We start from the raw sequence: 18454 nt of genomic DNA on the forward strand, positions 1-18454 counted from the left end.
GGACCAGCCATGGGCACCTACCTCAGCCGCCATTTGCAGAACGCGCTCGCGGCCCTCGGCCAGCTGAGCCGCCAGCCGGTCGCGACGCTGCTCACCATCGGTGTCATCGGCATTGCGCTGGCACTGCCGGCCAGCCTGCAACTCCTCGTGCAGGGCGGGCAGCGCTTCGCCAGCGGCTGGTCCGACATCCGCGATTTCTCCGTCTACCTGAAGCCGGGCACCGACCTCGAGGTGGCACGCAAGCTCGCGCGTGCGCTCGCCAGCCATCCAGGCGTGAGCGACACGCGGGTGATCGAGGCCGACACGGCACTCGCCGAGTTCGGCCGTGATCCGGCTTTCGGCGAGGCCCTGAAGGCGCTCAGGCAGAACCCGCTGCCCCACACGCTGGTGGTGCGCCCGGATGCCGATGCCGCGCCCGCCGCGCTCGATGCGCTGAAGGCCGAGCTGGCGGCGAAGCCCGAAGTCGACCTGGTACAGCTCGACACCCAGTGGCTGATGCGGCTGGCGGCCATCCTCGACCTGGTCCGTCGCGGGATCTGGATCGCCGCGGTGCTGCTGGTCGCGGCGGTCATCTTCATCGTCGGCAATACCATCCGCCTGGACATCCAGAACCGGCGCCAGGAGATCGAGGTATCGAAGCTGCTGGGCGCCACCGACGCCTTCGTGCGCCGGCCGTTCCTCTACATCGGCTTCTGGTACGGCCTGCTGGGCGGGACCGTGGCCCTGCTGCTGCTGGCCGGGGCGCTGCTCCTGCTCCGCGGCCCGATGCAGCGGCTGCTGCAACTGTACGGGACTGATTTCGCGGGCTTCGGCCTGTCGCCCGACACGGCGCTGCTGGTGCTGGGAGCAGGCCTGGCCTCGGGCTGGGCCGGCGCCTGGCTGGCGGTCGGCCGGCACCTCTCGGCCATCGAACCGCAGGTGTAAGTCATTGATCTGCCGTAGTCCGGCAGACACCGTGTCGGGAACCTTGGCAGTCGTTAGCACTCAAACCGGGCGAGTGCTAGGATGACTTCAGCAAGGAGGATCCCGATCCCGATGAACGCCGCTCTCGTCAGCCAGTCACGCCAGCTGGCCCTCGCCGGGCCGGTTGGCAGCCTCGATGCCTACATCCAGGCCGTCAACACCATTCCGGTGCTGCCGGCGGAGGAGGAGCAGCGCCTGGCCCACCGCCTTCGCGAAGCCGGCGATCTCGACGCCGCCCGCGAACTGGTGCTGGCCCACCTGCGCTTCGTGGTGCACATCGCCCGCGGCTATTCCGGCTATGGCCTGCCGCTCGGCGACCTGGTCCAGGAAGGCAACATCGGCCTGATGAAGGCCGTGAAGCGCTTCGACCCCGGGGTCGGCGTGCGGCTGGTGTCCTTTGCCGTCCACTGGATCCGCGCCGAGATCCACGAATACGTGCTGCGCAACTGGCGCCTGGTGCGCATGGCGACCACCAAGGCGCAGCGCAAGCTGTTCTTCAATCTCCGCCGCGCCAAGACCGGCCTCGGCTGGCTGTCCCGCGACGAAACCGAGGCCATCGCCCGCGACCTCGGCGTGCCGGCCCGCGAGGTGACCGAGATGGAGCAGCGCCTCGCCGGCCATGACCTGGTCTTCGATCCGGTGCCGAGCGACAGCGACGAGAACAGCGTGTCTCCGGCCGCCTACCTGCCGGCGCCCAACGCCGACCCGGCGGAACAGCTGGAGCATGATGACTGGCAGGAGCGCACCGCCGGACAGCTGCACCAGGCCCTCGGCCGGCTCGACGAGCGCAGCCGCGCCATCATCCAGGCGCGCTGGATGGCAGAGGAGAAGGCCACGCTGCAGGACCTGGCGGACCGCTTCGGGATTTCGGCCGAGCGGGTACGCCAGATCGAGCAGCAGGCGATGCGTGCCCTGCGGGGTGCCGTCGCAGCCTGAGGCTAGTTCGCCGTCAGCGGCACGATGGTGATCTCCACCCGCCGGTTCTGCGCCTTGCCCTCGGGCGTGGCGTTGCTGGCAATCGGCCGGCTCTCGCCGGCACCGACGGCGATGAAGCGGTCGGCGCGCAGGTCACGCGAGGTCAGGTAGGCGACCACGCTGTTGGCGCGCTTCTCCGACAGCAGCTGGTTGTAGGAATCGCTGCCGTCGCTGTCGGTGTGGCCGGCCACCTCGACCATGGTCTTGTCGAATTCCTTCAGCACCAGGGCCACGGAGTCGAGCACCGGGTAGAACGACGAGTTGATGTCGCCGCTGTTCACCGCGAAGGTGATGTTGCCCGGCATGTTGAGGGTGATGTTCTCGCCCTTCGGGCCGGTGCGGGTCACGCTGACCCCCGTACCCTGCAGCCTGGCCCGCAGCGCCGCGTCCTGGCGGTCCATGTAGTTGCCGACGGCGCCGCCGGCCACCGCACCGACGCCGCCGAGGATCAGGGCGTTCTTCTTGCGCTGGGCCGAGTCGTTGCCGGTGATCAGCCCGATGGCCACACCCGTGGCCGCGCCGATGGCCGCACCCTTGGTGGTCTTGTTGACCTCGGTCTGGCCCGTGTAGGGATCCGTGGTCTGCATGTACTCGCAGCCGCCAGCCAGGACCATCAGCCCCATCAGGCCGGCCAGTCCGGCCTTCCTCGCCATACCATTCATCAGCATATTCCGCTCCTGAAAAAGGCCCGCGCGGGCGGGCCACCTTATCCCAGAATCACGGGCTCCCGGCAACCGGGTCCGCCCGCACTTGCCCCACGTGGCCACGGTTGTCGGTGCCCCGGGAAAGCCTTAGCGTCGATCCCATGACGCCCGGCCCTGCGAGACTGGTTCGACTGCCCGGACTGCGGCCGGTTCCAGCGCCAGCCGGGACCCCGGCCCGGCTGCGTGAACCCGGTCACGGTCGGTGTTCGCCCTGACGCGCATGGCCGGGGCAGCCCCATACGGCGACCGCGCCCTCTGGCGGATCGCCGCGCCGATGATCCTCTCCTCCGTGACGACACCGCTGCTCGGCCTGGTCGACACCGCCGTGGTCGGCCATCTCGACGAGCCCCGGTACCTCGGCGCGGTCGCCACCGGCTCGACCCTGTTCACCGTGCTGTTCATGGGGCTGAACTTCCTGCGCATGGGCACCACCGGCGTCACCGCCCAGGCTTTCGGCGCCGGCCGCGGCGATGCCACGCGCCAGGCCCTGGGCCAGGCACTGGCCATGGCTGCGCTGCTGGCCCTGGCCATGATCGTGCTGCAGGCGTGGATCGTCGGCTTCGGGCTGGCGGTGCTCGGGCCGGGCCCGGAGGTGGCCGGGCTGACGCGCCAGTATTTCGCGGTGCGCATCTGGAGCGCGCCCGCCTCGCTCGCCAACTTCGTCATCGTCGGCTGGCTGCTCGGCATGCAGAACGCCCGGGGCCCGCTGGCGCTGACGCTGGCTACGAACCTGGTCAATGTCGCGCTCTCGGTGCTGTTCGTCACCGGGCTCGGCCTGCAGGTGCGCGGCGTGGCGCTGGCCACGCTGCTGGCCGAGCTGGCCGGCCTCGCCGTGGGCGCCATGTACGTCAGGCAGGAACTCGCCCGCTGCCCGGGACGCTGGCAACCGGCCTGGCTGGCCGACATCGCCAGTTACCGCCGGCTTGCCGGCATCAATGCCAACCTGCTGTTGCGCACCCTGTCGCTGATGTTCGTCTTCGCCTTCATCACCGCCCGCGGTGCGCGCGCCGGCGAGGTGATCCTGGCCGCAAACGCGGTACTGCTCAACTTCCAGTACTTCACCTCGTATGCGCTCGATGGCATCGCCCATGCGGCCGAGGCCCTGGTCGGCAGGGCTGTCGGCGCCGCGGACCGTGAAGGACTGCGGCAGGTGGTGGCCCGGGGCCTGCGCTGGTCGCTGCTGTTCGCCGGCGCCTTCACCCTGGCCTACGGCCTGCTCGGTGGCCGGATCATCGATGCGCTGACCGGCATCGAGGCCATCCGCACCGCGGCCCGCGACTACCTGCCGTGGCTGGCCATGCTGCCGCTGGTCTCGGCCTGGAGCTTCCTCTATGACGGGGTGTTCGTCGGTGCGACGCGCTCACGCGAGATGCGCCAGGTGATGATGGGCGCGGCACTGCTGGTATTCCTGCCGGCCTGGTACCTGGCGCAGCCGCTGGGCAACCACGCGCTCTGGCTGGCGTTTACCGCCTTCATGGCCGCACGCGGCATCGGCATGCACCTGTGGTTTCGCCGCCTGGTGCACCGCGATGCCCTCGCCGCCGGCTGAATCCACGGCGCCGCTGCCGCCCGCATGTCATGATCGCGCCTGCTTTCCGGGACGATGCCATGAAGGGAGGGCGCCGGCCTGGCGCCAGCCACCCATGAAGAGAAGCGATAATCCCTGGACCACCCTTTCGGTGCGCCAGGTCTATGCCAACCCCTGGCTGGAACTGTGGGAGGAGCGTTGCCTGGATCCGTCCGGCAGGCCCGCCCTCTACGGCCGGGTCAGCTTCCGCAGCAAGGCCGTCGGCATCATTCCGCTGGACGACGCGGGCAACACCTGGCTGGTCGGCCAGTACCGCTACTGCCTCAAGCGCTATTCCTGGGAGATCCCCATGGGCGGCTCCCCGCACCCGGCCAGCGTGCTCGACTCCGCGCGCCGCGAGCTGAAGGAGGAAACCGGCCTCAGTGCCGGACGCTGGGAACAGATCCTGTTCCTCCACACCAGCAACTCGGTGACCGACGAGGAAGGCTACGTGTTCGTCGCCGAGGACCTGACCGAGGGCGAGACGGAGTTCGAGTCCACCGAGAAAATCGAGGTCCGCAGGCTGCCGGTGCTGGAGGCGATCCACATGGCGCGCAGCGGCGGCATCACCGATGCGTTGAGCGTCGCCGGGCTGCTGCAGCTGGGCGCGCTGCGTGGCTGGTTGCAGTGAGATGCCCGGCACGCTGCGGTTGCTGCGCCACGGCCTGCCTGCGATGATGGCCCGCCATGCAGGATGAAGCGATCCGGAAGGTCCTCGAGTTCTGGTTCTCGGCCGCGGAGCTCGATGCGCCGCAGATCGACAGCCGGATGGAGCGCTGGTTCGGCAGCGATCAGGCCCTCGACGAGCGGATCCGCACCGAGTTCGGCGCGCTGCTGGAGCGCGCCCTGGCAGGCGACCTCGACGGCTGGGCCGCCACCGCCGAGGGGCGGCTCGCCCTGATCCTGCTGCTCGACCAGTTCTGCCGCAACATCCATCGCGGCACCGCGCAGGCCTTCGCCGGGGACCGACGCGCCCTGAAGCTCTGCATCGAGGGTTCCATGGGCAACGAGTACCGCACGCTGTCGCCGGTGCAGCGGGTGTTCTTCTTCATGCCGCTGCAGCACGCCGAGTCCGCCGCTGTCCAGGACAAGTCAGTGCGCATCTACAACGCGCTGGCCGAAGGCGTCTCCGACACCCTGCGGGAGACGTTCCTGACCTTCGCGCAGTTTGCGGAACTCCATCGCGACATCGTCGCCCGCTTCGGGCGCTTCCCGCATCGCAACCGGGTCCTGGGGCGCAGCAACACGCCCGAGGAAGAATCCTATCTCGCCGCCGAGGCACCGCGCTTCGGCCAGTAGCGGCGCCAGCCAGACAGCTGCCCTCCAGGGAGGGAACCCGCATGCACTACCAGCCCATCCGCCGCGTTGCCATCGTCGGCAGCCTGCGCATTCCCTTCTGCCGTGCGCATACCCGCTACGCCGAGGCATCCAACCAGGACATGATGACCGCCGTGCTGCAGGGGCTGGTGGAGCGCTTCCGGCTGGGCGGCGAGCGCCTCGGCGATGTGTCCCTCGGCGCGGTGATGAAGCACTCGCGCGACTGGAACCTCGCCCGCGAATGCGTGCTCGGCAGCGGGCTGGCGCCGCAGACCCCGGCGTTCGACCTGCAGCGCGCCTGCGGCACCAGCCTCGAGGCGGCGATCCTCATCGGCAACAAGATCGCGCTGGGACAGATCGATTCCGGCATCGCCGCCGGCACCGACACCATCAGCGACACGCCGATCGTCTATCCCGACGAGTACCGCCGCATCCTGCTGCGCAGCCATCGCGGGCGCACGGCAGCCGAGCGCATTGCACCCTGGCTGGGCCTGCGGCCGCGCCACTTCAGGCCGGATCTGCCCACGGTGGTGGAACCGCGCACCGGGCTGTCGATGGGCGAAAGCACGGAGATCACCGCCAAGGCCTGGGGCATCAGCCGCCAGGCGCAGGACGAGCTGGCGCTGGCCAGCCACCGCAATGCCGCGCGGGCCTGGGACTCCGGCTTCCATGCCGACCTCGTCATGCCGTGGAACGGCGTGCGCGAGGACAACAACCTGCGACGCGACACCACGCTGGAGAAACTCGCCGCGCTCAAGCCGGTATTCGACCGCGGGCCGCAGGGCACGATGACCGCGGGCAACAGCACGCCGCTCACCGATGGCGCGGCGGCGGTGCTGCTCGCCTCGGAGGACTGGGCGGCACGGCGCGGCCTGCCGGTGCTGGCCTGGCTGCGCTACGGCCAGGTGGCCGCCGTGGACTTCGTCGGTGGCGAGGGCCTGCTGATGGCGCCCGCCTACGCGGTCTCCACCATGCTGCAACACGCGAATCTCACGCTGCAGGATTTCGACCTCTACGAGATCCACGAGGCCTTCGCCGCGCAGGCGCTCGCCACGCTGAAGGCCTGGGAGAGCAGCGAGTTCTGCCGCGAACGCCTCGGCCGCGGGCGGCCGCTCGGCGCGATCGACCGCGAGCGGCTCAACGTCATGGGCGGCAGTCTCGCGCTGGGGCACCCCTTCGCCGCCACCGGCGCGCGCATCCTCGGCTCGCTCGCCAGCCAGCTCGACAGGCGCGGCTCGGGCCGCGGCCTGATATCCGTCTGCACCGCGGGCGGCATGGGCGTCACCGCGATCGTCGAGCGCTGATCCGGTAACATCGGCGCCTGGCCAATCGTCACGGGAAGAGCACTCCGCCATGGGCAGGCAAATCGAACTGCAGGCATCTGACGGCCATCGCTTCGCCGCCTGGCTCGCCGAGCCGGAGGGCAAACCACGCGGCGGCCTCGTGGTGCTGCAGGAGATCTTCGGCGTCAATCACCACATCCGGCACGTCACCGACCGCTTCGCCGCGGACGGCTACCTGGCCATCGCGCCGGCGCTGTTCGACCGCGTGCGCCCGGGTGTCGACCTGCCCTACGAGGAAATCGCCGCCGCGCGCCAGGTGATGACCTCACTGCACCGCGCCAACACCATCCTCGACATGAGCGCGGCCGTGGAGGCCGTGCGCAAGGCCGGTGGCGTCGGCGCCATCGGCTACTGCTGGGGCGGCGCCCTGGCCGATCTCGCCGCCTGCGAATGCGATATCGATGCCGCGGTCTCCTACTACGGCCGCCACACCGCCTCGTGGCTGGAGCTGCAGCCGAAGTGCCCGGTCATGTACCACTTCGGCAAGCTCGACCCGTACATCCCGCCGCAGACCGTGGCGGCCATCGAGGCGGGGCGGCCGCAGGGCAGCTTCTTCATCTACGACGAAGCGGGCCACGGCTTCAACTGCGACGAACGCCACGACTACCACGCCGCCAGCGCCGAACTGGCCCTGCAGCGCACACGCGAGTTCCTCCAGCGGCACGTCGGCTGAGGCGGCGCCGGATGCCCATGGGCTGCTGATGCACAGCAGCCGCATGGACCCGTCCGCCTGCAGCGGCGCGCTCAGGCCTTGCGTGCCGCAGCGGCCTCGGCAGCCTTGCCCGGCAGCAGCGGCACCGAGGGCAGCACCCAGCTCTTGTGCTGGCGCCGCGCCGGGCTGGGGATCGCGTAGGCGACACGATCATGTTCGCTGCGGAATTTCTGCACGTCGATCCGCCAGCCGCGCTCCTCCCACTCCCGGCAGTACTCGCGGTAGCGGGCGATGGCCTTGTCGGCGGGAACGAGGAACTCGTGTGCGTTGCTGCGTGGCGTGATGCGCGGGTGCTGCGGCTCGAGCACGTACTGATCCTGCCCGGCGATGTAGGCACTGCGGTCGGCGAAGGTGGTGTCGTAGCGCGGATCGAGCAGGTTATTGCGCGTGGCGATCAGGTACCAGCGGTCGAGCGTCTCGTGGATTGGCGTGTGCAGCAGGTAGTTGTGCAGCTTCATGGAGTCTGAGGCGTCGATCTGCACCCAGGTGCAGTGCGGTCCGACATGGCCGACACCGCCGTCGATCCAGGCCTCCTTGTCGCGACCCGAGGCCTTGCTCATGTCGCTCTGCGCCAGCCGTGGCGCGAACATGCGGTTGTGGTAGCCCGTTCCCCAGGTGCCGTCCTCGAGCGTGAAGTCCTTGACCTCGTAGTCCTCGCGCACGCCGAGGAAACCGTGGGTCGGATGCGTGAATTCGTTGTGCGCGGGGTCGATGGTGTTCTCGATCGAGCGCTTGTAGTCGATCTTCCAGTCGGCCTGCAGGATGATGCTGCGCCAGGCCGGATCATCGTATTCCGGGATGCTGATGATCGGCGGGCGCTCGGCTTCCGGCAGGTCGCCGAGGAACACCCAGACGAGGCCGTACTTCTCCTCGACCGGATAGGCATCGATGCGGGTGCGTTCCGGGATCCTGGCGTTGGCACCGAGCGAGGGCAGGCGCACGCAGGTGCCCTCGCCGTTGAAGGTCCAGCCGTGGTAGGGACACTCGACGCAGTCGCCGCGGATGCGCCCGTCCGCCATGGCGCCGCCGCGATGGGTGCAGGTGTCGCTGATGCAGCGGACCTTGCCCTTGCTGTCGCGCCACAGCGCGAAGTTGTGGCCGAGCATCATCACCTTGAGGGGGCGGTCGGTGCCGAACTTGACTTCGCCGGACTGGGCGGCGATGTACCAGAAATTGATGAACACGGTTGGCTCCTTTGCGGATCTGCGCTGCTGTCATGCCGGATTCTCGGCAGCGGAGCAGGAGCCCATCTTGATGCAGGTCAGAATTCCCGCTGCTCGCCGGGTGGCGCCGGCCCGAGCGCGCCGGCCCGCAGCAGCGCGAGGTTCACCGCCGCCCTGGAATTGCCGGGATCCACGGCCAGCGCCTCGAGCAGCGCACGCTCCGCCGCCGCCGGGCGCCCGGCGAGCGCCAGCGCATGGCCGAGGTTGTTCCAGGCCCGGCTGTTGCCGGGCGTCTTCGCCACCACGTCGGCCCAGAAAGCGGGCTCACTGGCGTAGACGCGATTGCGATCCACGGTCGCCAGCAGCAGGCCCGCGACCACCACGGCGGTCGCCAGCATGGCAACGCCCCGGCGCCGGGCCGACATCCAGGCCGTGGCCACCCCGGCCAGCCACGCCGGCCCGGCCAGCGCGAGGTAGAGCTGCCGGTCATTCGCCACATCCAGCCGCGGCAGCAGCGAGTTGGTCGGCGCCAGCCAGAGAAAGAACCACAGCAGGCCGAAGGCCAGGGCGGGCCGGCGGCGCAGTGACCACACTCCCCAGCACAGCGCCGCGGCCAGCAGCAGGCCGGTGAGGACCAGTGCCGGTGTCAGCGCACCCACCACGGGCAGCATGGGATCGGCGTTGAGGCGATCGATCCTGGCGAGCTGGCCGGCGAGGTAGGCGACGGCCTGCACCTGGCTCGCCAGCTGGTCCGCGAGCGATCGCGCCTCGATGCTGGTCGCGAAGAACTGCCGGTACGCCGGCAACAACCCGGCAAGGACCGCCGCCAGCAGCAGCACCGCCCAGTGCGCTGCCGTCGCACGCCAGCAGGACGCCAGGCCGCGGGCGCGCCCGTTCCCGGCCGTCGCCTGCCACAGCAGCATGGCCAGCGGCAGCACGGCGGCGGTTTCCCGCGTGGCGAGCGCACAGGCGAACAGCAGCGGCGAGAGCCCGCGGCTCAGCCAGGCCTGCCGGCCGCGCTGGCCGCGCACCCAGGCGAGCAGGCTCGAGAGCACGAACATCGCCGCCAGCGACGTCGAGCGCCCGGACAGGTAGGTGACCGCCTCGGTCTGCACCGGGTGCACGGTGAACAGCAGGGCGGCGACCGCGGCCGCGACGGCACGACTCCCGGGAAGGGGCGCGTGCCACTGGCGCAGCAGCGCCAGCAGCAGCAAGCCGTTGGCGAGGTGGATGCCGAGGTTGACCGCATGGAAGCCGGCGAGCCCGAAGCCGCTCGCATGGTTGAGCGCATAGCTCAGCTTCAGCAGCGGGCGGATGCCCGGCATCGAGTCCCTCCAGGCGGCGAGCGACTGCACCCGCGGATCCTGCACGATGACGTTCCAGTCATCGAACTGGAAGTCGCCGCGGAAGGCGTTGGCGTAGGCCAGTACGCCCGCGGCCAGCACCAGCGCCGCGGCAAGCGCGGCGGCCGCCTCAGGGCGTCGCGCCGGCCACATGGAAGGCTTCCTCGATCAGGGCCGCCGCCGTCCACCAGCGGTCCGGCGCATCGAGCAGCACCACGTCCACCCGCCTGCCATCGCGCTCGGCGCGCGCCACCAGGCACTTGCCCGCTGCGCGCGTGTAGCCGGTCTTCACGCCGAGGGCGCCAGGGACGCGACCGAGCAGCATGTTCGTCGTGCGCAGGGCGATGCGTCGCCCGTCCAGCGTGACGATCTCCCCGCTCACCACGCCCGCGCGCCACCGGTACTCCGGCAAGGCCATGGCGAGATCCGCCATGCGCAGCAGGTCATGGGCAGTGGTGACGTGGCCGGTGCCAGGCAGCCCGCAGGGATTGGCATAGTGCGTCCCGGTCAGGTCCAGCTCGCGTGCACGGGCATCGAGGCGGGCGACGAACGCCTCGACGCTGCCCGCGGCGGCCTCGGCCAGCGCCAGGCAGGCGTCGTTGGCCGACGCGACGACCATCGCCGTCAGGGCATCGCCGGCCCGCAGCCGCTCGCCCGCCTTCAGGCGCAGGCGCGTGCCCTGCAGGGATGCGGCGCGGGGGCTGACGGTGATGACCCGCTGCGGATCCCAGTCCTGCCCGAGCAGCACGATGGCGCTCAGGATCTTGGTCAGCGAGGCCGGTGGCCGCGGCAGGTCGGCACCGCGCTCCCAGCGGATGACGCCATCGATGGCGACGACGTAGGACGGTGCCGCGCGCGGAAACCGGTCCACCACGGCTGCCGCCTGCGGTTGCGGCAACACCGTCGTGGCCGACGAGGCGGCCAGCAGCGCCAGCAGGGCAGCGGCCGCGGGCACCGCGCCGGCGCCGGTCAGAACGGCAGCAGCTTGCGCAGCGCCTTCTTGCCTTCCTCGATGGCCGTGTCCTTGCCCGGGGGCGGTTGCTCCTGCTGCGCGGGCTGGCCCGACGAATCCGGCGTGCCCGCCCCGCCCTGCATCAGGTTGTGCCGCGCATAGTCACTGCAGAACTCGCGGTACTTCTCGGCCGGTGGCGAGGTGAAGCTGCGGCCCGCGCATTGTGCCTGCGCCAGCGGTGCCGCCTCGTCCGGGCAGTGGCGCGCGAGGAACGGCAGCGAGGCATCCTTGCCGACGGCCGCCTTGCACAGCCGCAGGCGGGTTGCAGGGATGTCGGTGCCGCAGGCCTTGCCCGCGGAATCAAGGTCCGTCGTGTCGGCGCCTGGCACCTGGCCACGCGCCGCGAGGAGATCGAAGCCCTGCTCCGTGCCCAGGCGCTTGCAGAATTCGGCCTTGGTCTTCGCATCGCAGACTCCCGGAACGCGGCCGTCGAACATCGCCACCTGCATGCTGCGGGCCGCCTCGCGGCACTGCTGTGCCAGCATCTCCGCGCTCTGCTTCTCGGCGGCGGCGATCTTCTTCTTCACGGCGGCGGCATCGCACTGGCCACCGAGGCGCTTGCCCGACAGCCTCGTGGTCATCGTCTGGCCGTCCATGTTCATGGTCATCCGGCCCTGGTAGCTGTCGCGGCCCTGGTAGCTGATCTCGCCGCTGCCGGTCATGGCGTCCTTGCCGGTGCAGCGCATCTGCCAGCTCATGGTGCTGCCGCTGCGCCGGACATCGAACATCTCGCAGGAATCGTTGTCCGGCTGCGGCACCGCCGGCTGGTCGCCCGCGAGCGGCTGGCAGACCTGCTGGGTGCGCGGTGGCATGGACATGCCGGCCATTTCCATCGAGCTGGTGATCTCCCAGGTCTCGCCCGGTTCGGTCGCGGGTGCCGCGGGTTCCGCGGCCTTTGCTGCCAGTCCCGCGAACAGGCCGACGCCGGCCAGCAGCAGCATGGTGATGCGGGTGTTCATTGCGGTCTCCCCTGGATGCGCTCGTGCAGGCGCAGCAAGGGCACTATAGCCGAGCCCTGCACGCGCGGTCAGCATCCGTGCGCGCCGCCAGACCCTGCCGCAACCGCTCCTCGTCCAGGTCACCGCACCAGCGGGCCACCACCAGGGTGGCGACGCCGTTGCCAACCAGGTTGGTCAGCGCACGCGCCTCGGACATGAAGCGGTCGATGCCGAGGATCAGCGCCACGCCGGCCACCGGCAGCCCGCCCACGGCGGACAGCGTGGCGGCCAGCACGATGAAGCCGCTGCCGGTGACGCCCGCGGCTCCCTTGGAGGTCACCAGCAGCACGGCGAGCAGCGTCAGCTGCTGGCCGATGCCGAGCGGGGTGTCCGTGGCCTGGGCGATGAACACCGCCGCCATGGTCAGGTAGATCGCCGTGCCATCGAGGTTGAAGGAATACCCGGTGGGAATCACCAGCCCGACCACGGACTTGCCGGCGCCGAGGGATTCCAGCCGCTGCATCATCTGCGGCAGCACGGCCTCCGAGGACGAGGTACCCAGCACCACCAGCAGTTCCTCGCGGATCGCCCTGACGAAGCGCCAGATGCGGAAGCCGCTGCTGCGCGCCACCAGCCCCAGCACGCCGAACACGAACACCAGGCAGGTCAGGTAGAAGGCCCCCATGAGGTGCGCCAGCGACCAGAGGCTGGCCGCGCCGTAGCGGCCGATGGTGAAGGCCATGGCGCCGAAGGCGCCGAGTGGCGCCAGCCGCATGATGAGCCCGACGATCGCGAAGAGGATCCCGGACAGACGCTCGACGAAGCGGAACACGGCCGATTCGCGCCCACCCACGCGGTGCAGGGCAAAGCCGAACAGCAGCGACACCAGCAGCACCTGCAGGATGTTGCCCGAGGTGAAGGCGCCGAGCAGCGTCGCCGGGATGATGTCGAGCAGGAAATCCACCGGTCCGCTCATCCGCTCCGGACTGGCATAGGCGGCGATGGCCGAGGGATCCAGCGTGGCCGGATCGATGTGCAGCCCGGCGCCTGGCTTGACCAGGTTGACCACCAGCAGCCCTACCAGCAGCGCCACCGTGCTCATGACCTCGAAGTACAGCAGCGCATACAGGCCGGTGCGCCCGAGCTTCTTCATGTCCTCCATGCCGGCGATGCCGGTGACCACGGTGCAGAAGATCACCGGCGCGATGATCATCTTGATGAGCTTGATGAAGGCGTCGCCGAGCGGCTTCATGGCGACAGCGCTGGCCGGCGCCAGCACGCCGAGCAGCACCCCCAGGGCCACGCCGACGATGACCTGGAAATACAGCGAGGTGTACAGCGGGCGGCGGGCGGATGCTTCCATCATGCGGTCACCGGGGCTGGCGGCTTTGCGCTTAAGATGAGGCCAGCAGCCCGAACAAGGGAAGTCCCATGGCCCTCGTCCACGCCGTCATCGCCCTCGCCCTGATCGAGTTCTTCGTCTTCGGCGCCCTGGTGGGCCGCGCCCGCGTCCGCTATCACGTCGCCGCGCCGGCGGTCACCGGGCATCCGCTGTTCGAGCGCTACTACCGGGTCCACTACAACACCATGGAGCAGCTGCTGTGCTTCGTTCCCGGCATGCTGCTGTTCGCCACCTACCTGAGCGAGGCCTGGGCCGCGGCCCTGGGCCTGCTGTTCATCATCGGCCGGATCGTCTACCTGCGCGGCTACGTCGCCGAGCCGAAGAAGCGCGCCGCCGGCTTCGGCCTCTCCGCGCTGCCGGTGATGATCCTGCTGCTGGGCGGTCTCGGTGGCGCCCTCTGGTCGCTGCTCCGCTAGGGCGGCTCAGTCCCCGTCGACCACCGGGTTGCGCAGCACGCCGATACCGCTGATCTCCACCTCCAGGACATCCCCGGCCTTCAGCCACACGGGCGGCTGCCGGGCGAAGCCCACGCCGCCCGGCGTGCCGGTGGCGATGACATCACCGGGTTCGAGCCTCGTAAAAGTCGAGGCGTAGGCCACCAGCTCGGCGACGCCGAAGCGCATGTCGCCGGTAGGCGCGGCCTGCATGACCTCGCCGTTCAGGCGCGTCTCCAGTCGCAGGGCGGCGGGATCGGGGATCTCCGCGGCCGTCGCCAGCCAGGGGCCGAAGGCACCGCTGGCCGGGAAGTTCTTGCCGGCCGTGAACTGCGAGGTCTGGCGCTGGAAGTCGCGGACCGAGCCGTCCATCAGGCAGGCATAGCCGGCCACGTAGCCGAGCGCCTCGGCGGGACTGACATGGCGCGCCGTACGGCCGATGACACAGGCGAGCTCGCCCTCGAAGTCGTACTGGGTCGAGACGCGGCTGCGCACCAGGGTCTGCCCATGGCCCACCAGCGAATCGGCGAAGCGCACGAAGATCACCGGGTGCGCGGGGGGGTCGCGGCCCATCTCGCGGATGTGCGCGAGGTAGTTGACGCCCACGCAGAGGATCTTCCCCGGATTGGGAATCACCGGATCGAAGGCCACCTCCGCGGGATCCGGCAGCCGCGGATTGGCACGCGCGGCGTCGGCCGCCGCCCCGAGCATGCCGGCGGCCAGCACCGATTTCAGGTCGGGGAAGCGCGCTGCAAACGTGGCCGGCACCGGACGCAGCTCATCCCCGCTGGCCAGGCCGTAGCCCGGCACGCCGCGGATGCGGAAACTCGCGAACTTCACGTCGTGGCCTCCCCTTCGGGTCGCGATGGCGGAATCCGCTAGTATAGGCGGCCCGATGCGACTCACCGACCCGAACCTCCTGCGCCAGCTCAGCCATATCGGCGGGCAATGGGTGGGCGCCGCCTCCGGTGCCACCAGCGCGGTGCTCAATCCGGCGACGGGAGCCAGCATCGGCAGCGTGCCCGGCATGGGAGCGGCCGACGCGCGCCGCGCCGTCGAGGCGGCGCAGGCGGCGCTGCCGGCCTGGCGGGCACTGGCGGCACCGGAGCGCGCGGCACTGCTGCGGCGGCTGCATGCGCTGATGCTCGCGCACCAGGAAGACCTGGCCATCCTCATGACCGCCGAGCAGGGCAAGCCACTGGCCGAATCCCGCGGCGAGATCGGCTATGCGGCCTCCTTCGTCGAGTGGTTCGCCGAGGAAGCCCGGCGCATCTACGGCGATGTCATTCCCGGCCCGCAGCGTGACCGGCGCATCCTGGTGCTCAAGCAGCCGGTGGGCGTCGTCGCCGCCATCACGCCGTGGAATTTCCCCTCGGCGATGATCGCGCGCAAGCTGGCCCCCGCGCTGGCGGCGGGCTGCACCATGGTGATCAAGCCGGCGGCCGAGACGCCGTTCTCCGCGCTGGCGCTCGCCGAGCTCGCCTGCCGCGCCGGCCTGCCACCCGGGGTGGTCAACATCATCACCGGGCCCGGGCCGGAGATCGGCGCCGAGCTCACCGCCAACCCGCTGGTGCGCAAGCTGAGCTTCACCGGCTCCACCGCGGTCGGCAAGCTGCTGCTGGCACAGTGTGCCGGCACCGTGAAGAAGGTGTCGATGGAACTCGGCGGCAATGCGCCCTTCATCGTCTTCGACGATGCCGACCTCGACGCCGCGGTGGCCGGTGCCATGGCCAGCAAGTTCCGCAACTCTGGCCAGACCTGCGTCTGCGCCAACCGGCTGCTGGTGCAATCCGGCATCCATGACGAGTTCGCGCGCCGCCTGGCCGCCGCCGTCGCCAGGCTGCGCGTGGGCGATGGCCTGCAGGGCGAGACCGACCAGGGCCCGCTGATCAGCATGCAGGCGGTGGCCAAGGTCGAGGCGCACATCGCCGATGCCGTGGCGCAGGGCGCCCGCATCCTCGCCGGCGGCCGGCGCCATGCGCTGGGCGGCAGCTTCTTCGAACCGACCATCCTCGCCGGGGCCACCCCGGCGATGCGGCTCGCCCGCGAGGAGACCTTCGGCCCGGTGGCGCCGCTGTTCCGCTTCGGCACCGAGGCCGAGGCGATCCGCATGGCCAACGACACCGAGTCCGGCCTGGCGGCCTACCTCTACACCCGCGACCTCGGCCGCAGCTTCCGCGTCGCCGAAGCGCTCGAGTACGGCATCGTCGGCCTCAACACCGGCCTGATCTCCACCACGGTCGCCCCCTTCGGCGGCGTCAAGGAGTCCGGCATCGGCCGCGAGGGCTCCCGCTACGGCATCGAGGACTACCTGGAGATCAAGTACCTGGCCATTGCCGGCGTCGACGCCGGGGAGAGCGCATGAAGCCGCAAGGCAGGCGCAGGGCCCTGCTCACCGAGGGCCCGATCGGCAGGAACATCTTCTCGCTGATGATCCCCATGGCGCTGGGCATGATCGCCATCGTCACCAACAACGTCGCCGGCGCGTTCTTCATCGCCCGCGTCAGCACCGAGCAGCTGGCGGCGGTCAGCTTCACCTTCCCGGTGAGCTTCGTCGTCGGCGTCATCGCCATGGCGCTCGGCACCGGCACCTCCTCGGTGGTCTCGCGGCTGTTCGGCTCGGGCAACCGTGACGATGTGCGCCGCATCACCGGGCACGCCATGCTGCTGGCGGTGGCCTGCGCCATCGGCGTGCTGATCGTCGGCCTGCTGACCATCGACCCGCTGTTCCGCCTGCTCGGCGCCGACGAGACCACGCTGCCGATGATCCACCGCTACATGCGGATCTACTACTGGGGCGGCGTCTTCATGGTGGCCCCCATGATCGCCAACTCGGTGCTGCGCGCGCTGGGCGATGCCAAGCGGCCGGCCATGATCATGACCACCTCGGCGGTGCTCAACATCCTCATCGACCCGGTGCTGATCTTCGGCCTGTTCGGCTTCCCGCGCATGGAGATCGAGGGCGCCGCGCTCGGCGGAGTGATCGCCAATGCGGTCACCATGTGCGCCTCGATCTACTTCATCATGTACGGCGAGAACCTGGTGAGCTTCCGCAACTTCCGGGCGGAACTGATCGGCGACTCCTGGCGGCGCATCCTGCACGTCGGCCTGCCGTCTCTCACCAGCGGCCTGGTGGCGCCCGTCACCACGGCATTCATCACCAGCCAGGTGGCGCGCTATGGCCACGGCGCCGTGGCCGGCTTCGGCATGGCGGCGCGCGTGGAGGGGCTGACGCTCATGGCGCTGATGGCGCTCTCGGCTGCCATGACCCCCTTCAGCGGCCAGAACTTCGGCGCCGGGCGCCTCGACCGCGTCCGCGAGGGCGTGAGCTTCGCCTACCGCTTCTCGCTGATCTACGGCGCCTGTGTCGCGGTGGTGATGTTCCTGGCCGGCGGCCTGCTGACGACCCTGTTCGGGCTGGAGCCCGAGGCCCGCGAGGCGGCGCTGATGCAGATGCACATCGTGCCGTTCAGCTACATGGCCTTCGGCATTTCCATGACCGTCAACGGTGCGCTCAATGCGCTGGGCAAGCCGATGGTGGCCATGTTCGTCTCGCTGTCGCGGACCATCGCGGTCTATGCGCCGCTGGCCTGGCTGCTGTCGCACCTGTTCGGCCTGGTCGGCATCTTCATCGCCGCGGCGACCGCCAATGTCGTCGCCGGCGGCATCGGCGCCGCCTGGTTCCGCATGACCTTCAGGGAAATGCTCGCCGACTTCAACTCCAGGGCCGCCGCGGCCCGTACCCGGCAGGCCTGAGGCCGCGCCGGCCGGCGGAACCGCGACCGCGGCCTCAGATATCCGGAGCGGGCCTGGCGTAGGCTGGCCGCCATGGAGAACCGCCGCAATTACTACCGCATCCTGCAGGTGCAGCCGGGCGCGCCGGTGGAGATCATCCGCGCCAGCTACCGCACCCTCATGCAGCGGCTGAAGGCCCACCCGGACCTCGGCGGCGAACACGGCCACGCGGCGCTGATCAACGAAGCCTATGCGGTGCTCACCAGCCCGCGGAAGCGCGCCGCCTACGACCAGGACTTCCAGCTGCGCGTGATCGACACGCGGACGGAGGCCGCCCGCGACGCGCCCGCCGCACGCCGTGGTGCGCGCGGCCACCAGGCCGAGCACTGCCTGTTCTGCGGCGCACCGCACCAGTCGCGTCCGGTGCAGCAGCCCGATGCCCGCTGCCGCCACTGCGCCAGCCCGCTGCACCCGGCGACCGCAAGGCAGCTCGCCAGCGATGGCCGGCGCGCGCTGCCGCGCCTGCCGGGCAACCACGAGCTGCGGTTGTTCACCCGCTGGCCCGGACCCGCCATCACCGGCCACTCCCGCGATGTCTCCCCCGACGGCATCGGCTTCGAGACACGCCGGCTGCTGGAACCCGGAACGGTCGTCAAGGTAGACAGCGACTGGTGCCAGGCAGTGGCGCGCATCACCCACATCCGCCTCGACGACGGCTCCAGCGACGGCAGCTGGCTGGTCGGGGCCGGATTCCTCAGCGTCGTCTTCCCCCGCTCCCGCGGGGTCTTCCTCTCGACCCAGGCCTGACCGGGCCCGTTACAACTTGGTACAAAGTGTTACGGCACC

The 18454-nt window shown here is 70.2% G+C and carries 18 protein-coding genes; 11 read left to right on the forward strand and 7 right to left on the reverse strand.

Annotated elements, in window-relative coordinates:
• Positions 1-9: 9 nt before the first annotated feature.
• Positions 10-924: a cell division protein gene (locus tag HRU81_11790; protein ID QOJ32738.1), complete on the forward strand. Its 915-nt coding sequence runs from the start codon at positions 10-12 to the stop codon at positions 922-924.
• A gap of 111 nt (positions 925-1035) precedes the next feature.
• A complete protein-coding gene (rpoH, locus tag HRU81_11795; protein QOJ32739.1) occupies positions 1036-1899 on the forward strand; it encodes an RNA polymerase sigma factor RpoH in 864 nt (287 codons plus the stop codon).
• A gap of 2 nt (positions 1900-1901) precedes the next feature.
• Here the strand turns inward: rpoH and HRU81_11800 are convergent, their stop codons facing one another.
• The gene (locus HRU81_11800) at positions 1902-2591 is read right to left on the reverse strand and encodes an OmpA family protein (GenBank protein ID QOJ33390.1); all 690 of its coding nucleotides are present in this window, start codon (positions 2589-2591) and stop codon (positions 1902-1904) included.
• A gap of 271 nt (positions 2592-2862) precedes the next feature.
• Here HRU81_11800 and HRU81_11805 point away from each other — a divergent pair, with 271 nt between their 5' ends.
• The 5 genes from HRU81_11805 to HRU81_11825 all read left to right on the forward strand — a co-directional run bounded on the left by HRU81_11805 (position 2863) and on the right by HRU81_11825 (position 7542).
• The gene (locus HRU81_11805; protein QOJ33391.1) at positions 2863-4191 is read left to right on the forward strand and encodes an MATE family efflux transporter; all 1329 of its coding nucleotides are present in this window, start codon (positions 2863-2865) and stop codon (positions 4189-4191) included.
• Positions 4192-4285: 94 nt separating this feature from the next.
• Entirely contained in the window at positions 4286-4840 is a 555-nt protein-coding gene (locus HRU81_11810) for an NUDIX hydrolase (GenBank protein QOJ32740.1), read from the forward strand.
• A 56-nt stretch (positions 4841-4896) separates the two neighbouring features.
• A complete protein-coding gene (locus HRU81_11815; protein QOJ32741.1) occupies positions 4897-5508 on the forward strand; it encodes a DUF924 domain-containing protein in 612 nt (203 codons plus the stop codon).
• A gap of 41 nt (positions 5509-5549) precedes the next feature.
• Positions 5550-6830 carry an acetyl-CoA C-acetyltransferase gene (locus HRU81_11820; protein ID QOJ32742.1) on the forward strand — a complete coding sequence of 427 codons (1281 nt, stop codon included), beginning with the start codon at positions 5550-5552 and terminating at the stop codon, positions 6828-6830.
• Positions 6831-6879: 49 nt separating this feature from the next.
• Complete coding sequence (locus tag HRU81_11825; GenBank protein QOJ32743.1) at positions 6880-7542, forward strand: dienelactone hydrolase family protein; 663 nt, start codon at positions 6880-6882, stop codon at positions 7540-7542.
• A 71-nt stretch (positions 7543-7613) separates the two neighbouring features.
• On the opposite strand, the gene HRU81_11830 is transcribed toward HRU81_11825, so the two are convergent.
• The 5 genes from HRU81_11830 to HRU81_11850 form a co-directional block, all read right to left on the reverse strand.
• Positions 7614-8765 carry a Rieske 2Fe-2S domain-containing protein gene (locus tag HRU81_11830; GenBank protein QOJ32744.1) on the reverse strand — a complete coding sequence of 384 codons (1152 nt, stop codon included), beginning with the start codon at positions 8763-8765 and terminating at the stop codon, positions 7614-7616.
• Between the two features lie 77 nt (positions 8766-8842).
• A complete protein-coding gene (locus HRU81_11835) occupies positions 8843-10240 on the reverse strand; it encodes a hypothetical protein (GenBank protein QOJ32745.1) in 1398 nt (465 codons plus the stop codon).
• Positions 10218-11042 carry a D-alanyl-D-alanine carboxypeptidase gene (locus HRU81_11840; protein ID QOJ32746.1) on the reverse strand — a complete coding sequence of 275 codons (825 nt, stop codon included), beginning with the start codon at positions 11040-11042 and terminating at the stop codon, positions 10218-10220. The genes HRU81_11835 and HRU81_11840 overlap by 23 nt, the downstream gene beginning before the upstream one ends.
• Positions 11043-11056: 14 nt before the next feature.
• Entirely contained in the window at positions 11057-12058 is a 1002-nt protein-coding gene (locus HRU81_11845; protein QOJ32747.1) for a DUF3617 family protein, read from the reverse strand.
• 43 nt (positions 12059-12101) lie between these two features.
• Positions 12102-13403 (reverse strand): dicarboxylate/amino acid:cation symporter, encoded by a 1302-nt coding sequence (locus HRU81_11850; GenBank protein ID QOJ32748.1) that lies wholly within the window; start codon positions 13401-13403, stop codon positions 12102-12104.
• A 65-nt stretch (positions 13404-13468) separates the two neighbouring features.
• Between HRU81_11850 and HRU81_11855 the strand changes: the two genes are divergently transcribed.
• Positions 13469-13855, forward strand: coding sequence for an MAPEG family protein (locus tag HRU81_11855; GenBank protein QOJ32749.1), 387 nt, complete (start codon positions 13469-13471; stop codon positions 13853-13855).
• Positions 13856-13861: 6 nt separating this feature from the next.
• Here HRU81_11855 and HRU81_11860 read toward each other — a convergent pair whose 3' ends face one another.
• On the reverse strand, positions 13862-14713 hold the full coding sequence (locus HRU81_11860) for a fumarylacetoacetate hydrolase family protein (protein ID QOJ32750.1): 852 nt from the start codon (positions 14711-14713) through the stop codon (positions 13862-13864).
• A 55-nt stretch (positions 14714-14768) separates the two neighbouring features.
• Between HRU81_11860 and HRU81_11865 the strand changes: the two genes are divergently transcribed.
• The 3 genes from HRU81_11865 (at position 14769) to HRU81_11875 (ending at position 18415) form a co-directional block, all read left to right on the forward strand.
• Positions 14769-16238 (forward strand): NAD-dependent succinate-semialdehyde dehydrogenase, encoded by a 1470-nt coding sequence (locus HRU81_11865; GenBank protein QOJ32751.1) that lies wholly within the window; start codon positions 14769-14771, stop codon positions 16236-16238.
• Positions 16235-17629 carry an MATE family efflux transporter gene (locus HRU81_11870; protein ID QOJ32752.1) on the forward strand — a complete coding sequence of 465 codons (1395 nt, stop codon included), beginning with the start codon at positions 16235-16237 and terminating at the stop codon, positions 17627-17629. Before HRU81_11865 ends, HRU81_11870 begins: the two co-directional genes overlap by 4 nt.
• A 72-nt stretch (positions 17630-17701) precedes the next feature.
• A complete protein-coding gene (locus HRU81_11875) occupies positions 17702-18415 on the forward strand; it encodes a J domain-containing protein (protein ID QOJ32753.1) in 714 nt (237 codons plus the stop codon).
• Positions 18416-18454: the final 39 nt, after the last annotated feature.

It is taken from the genome of Gammaproteobacteria bacterium, from assembly GCA_015709695.1.
Lineage (GTDB): Bacteria > Pseudomonadota > Gammaproteobacteria > Steroidobacterales.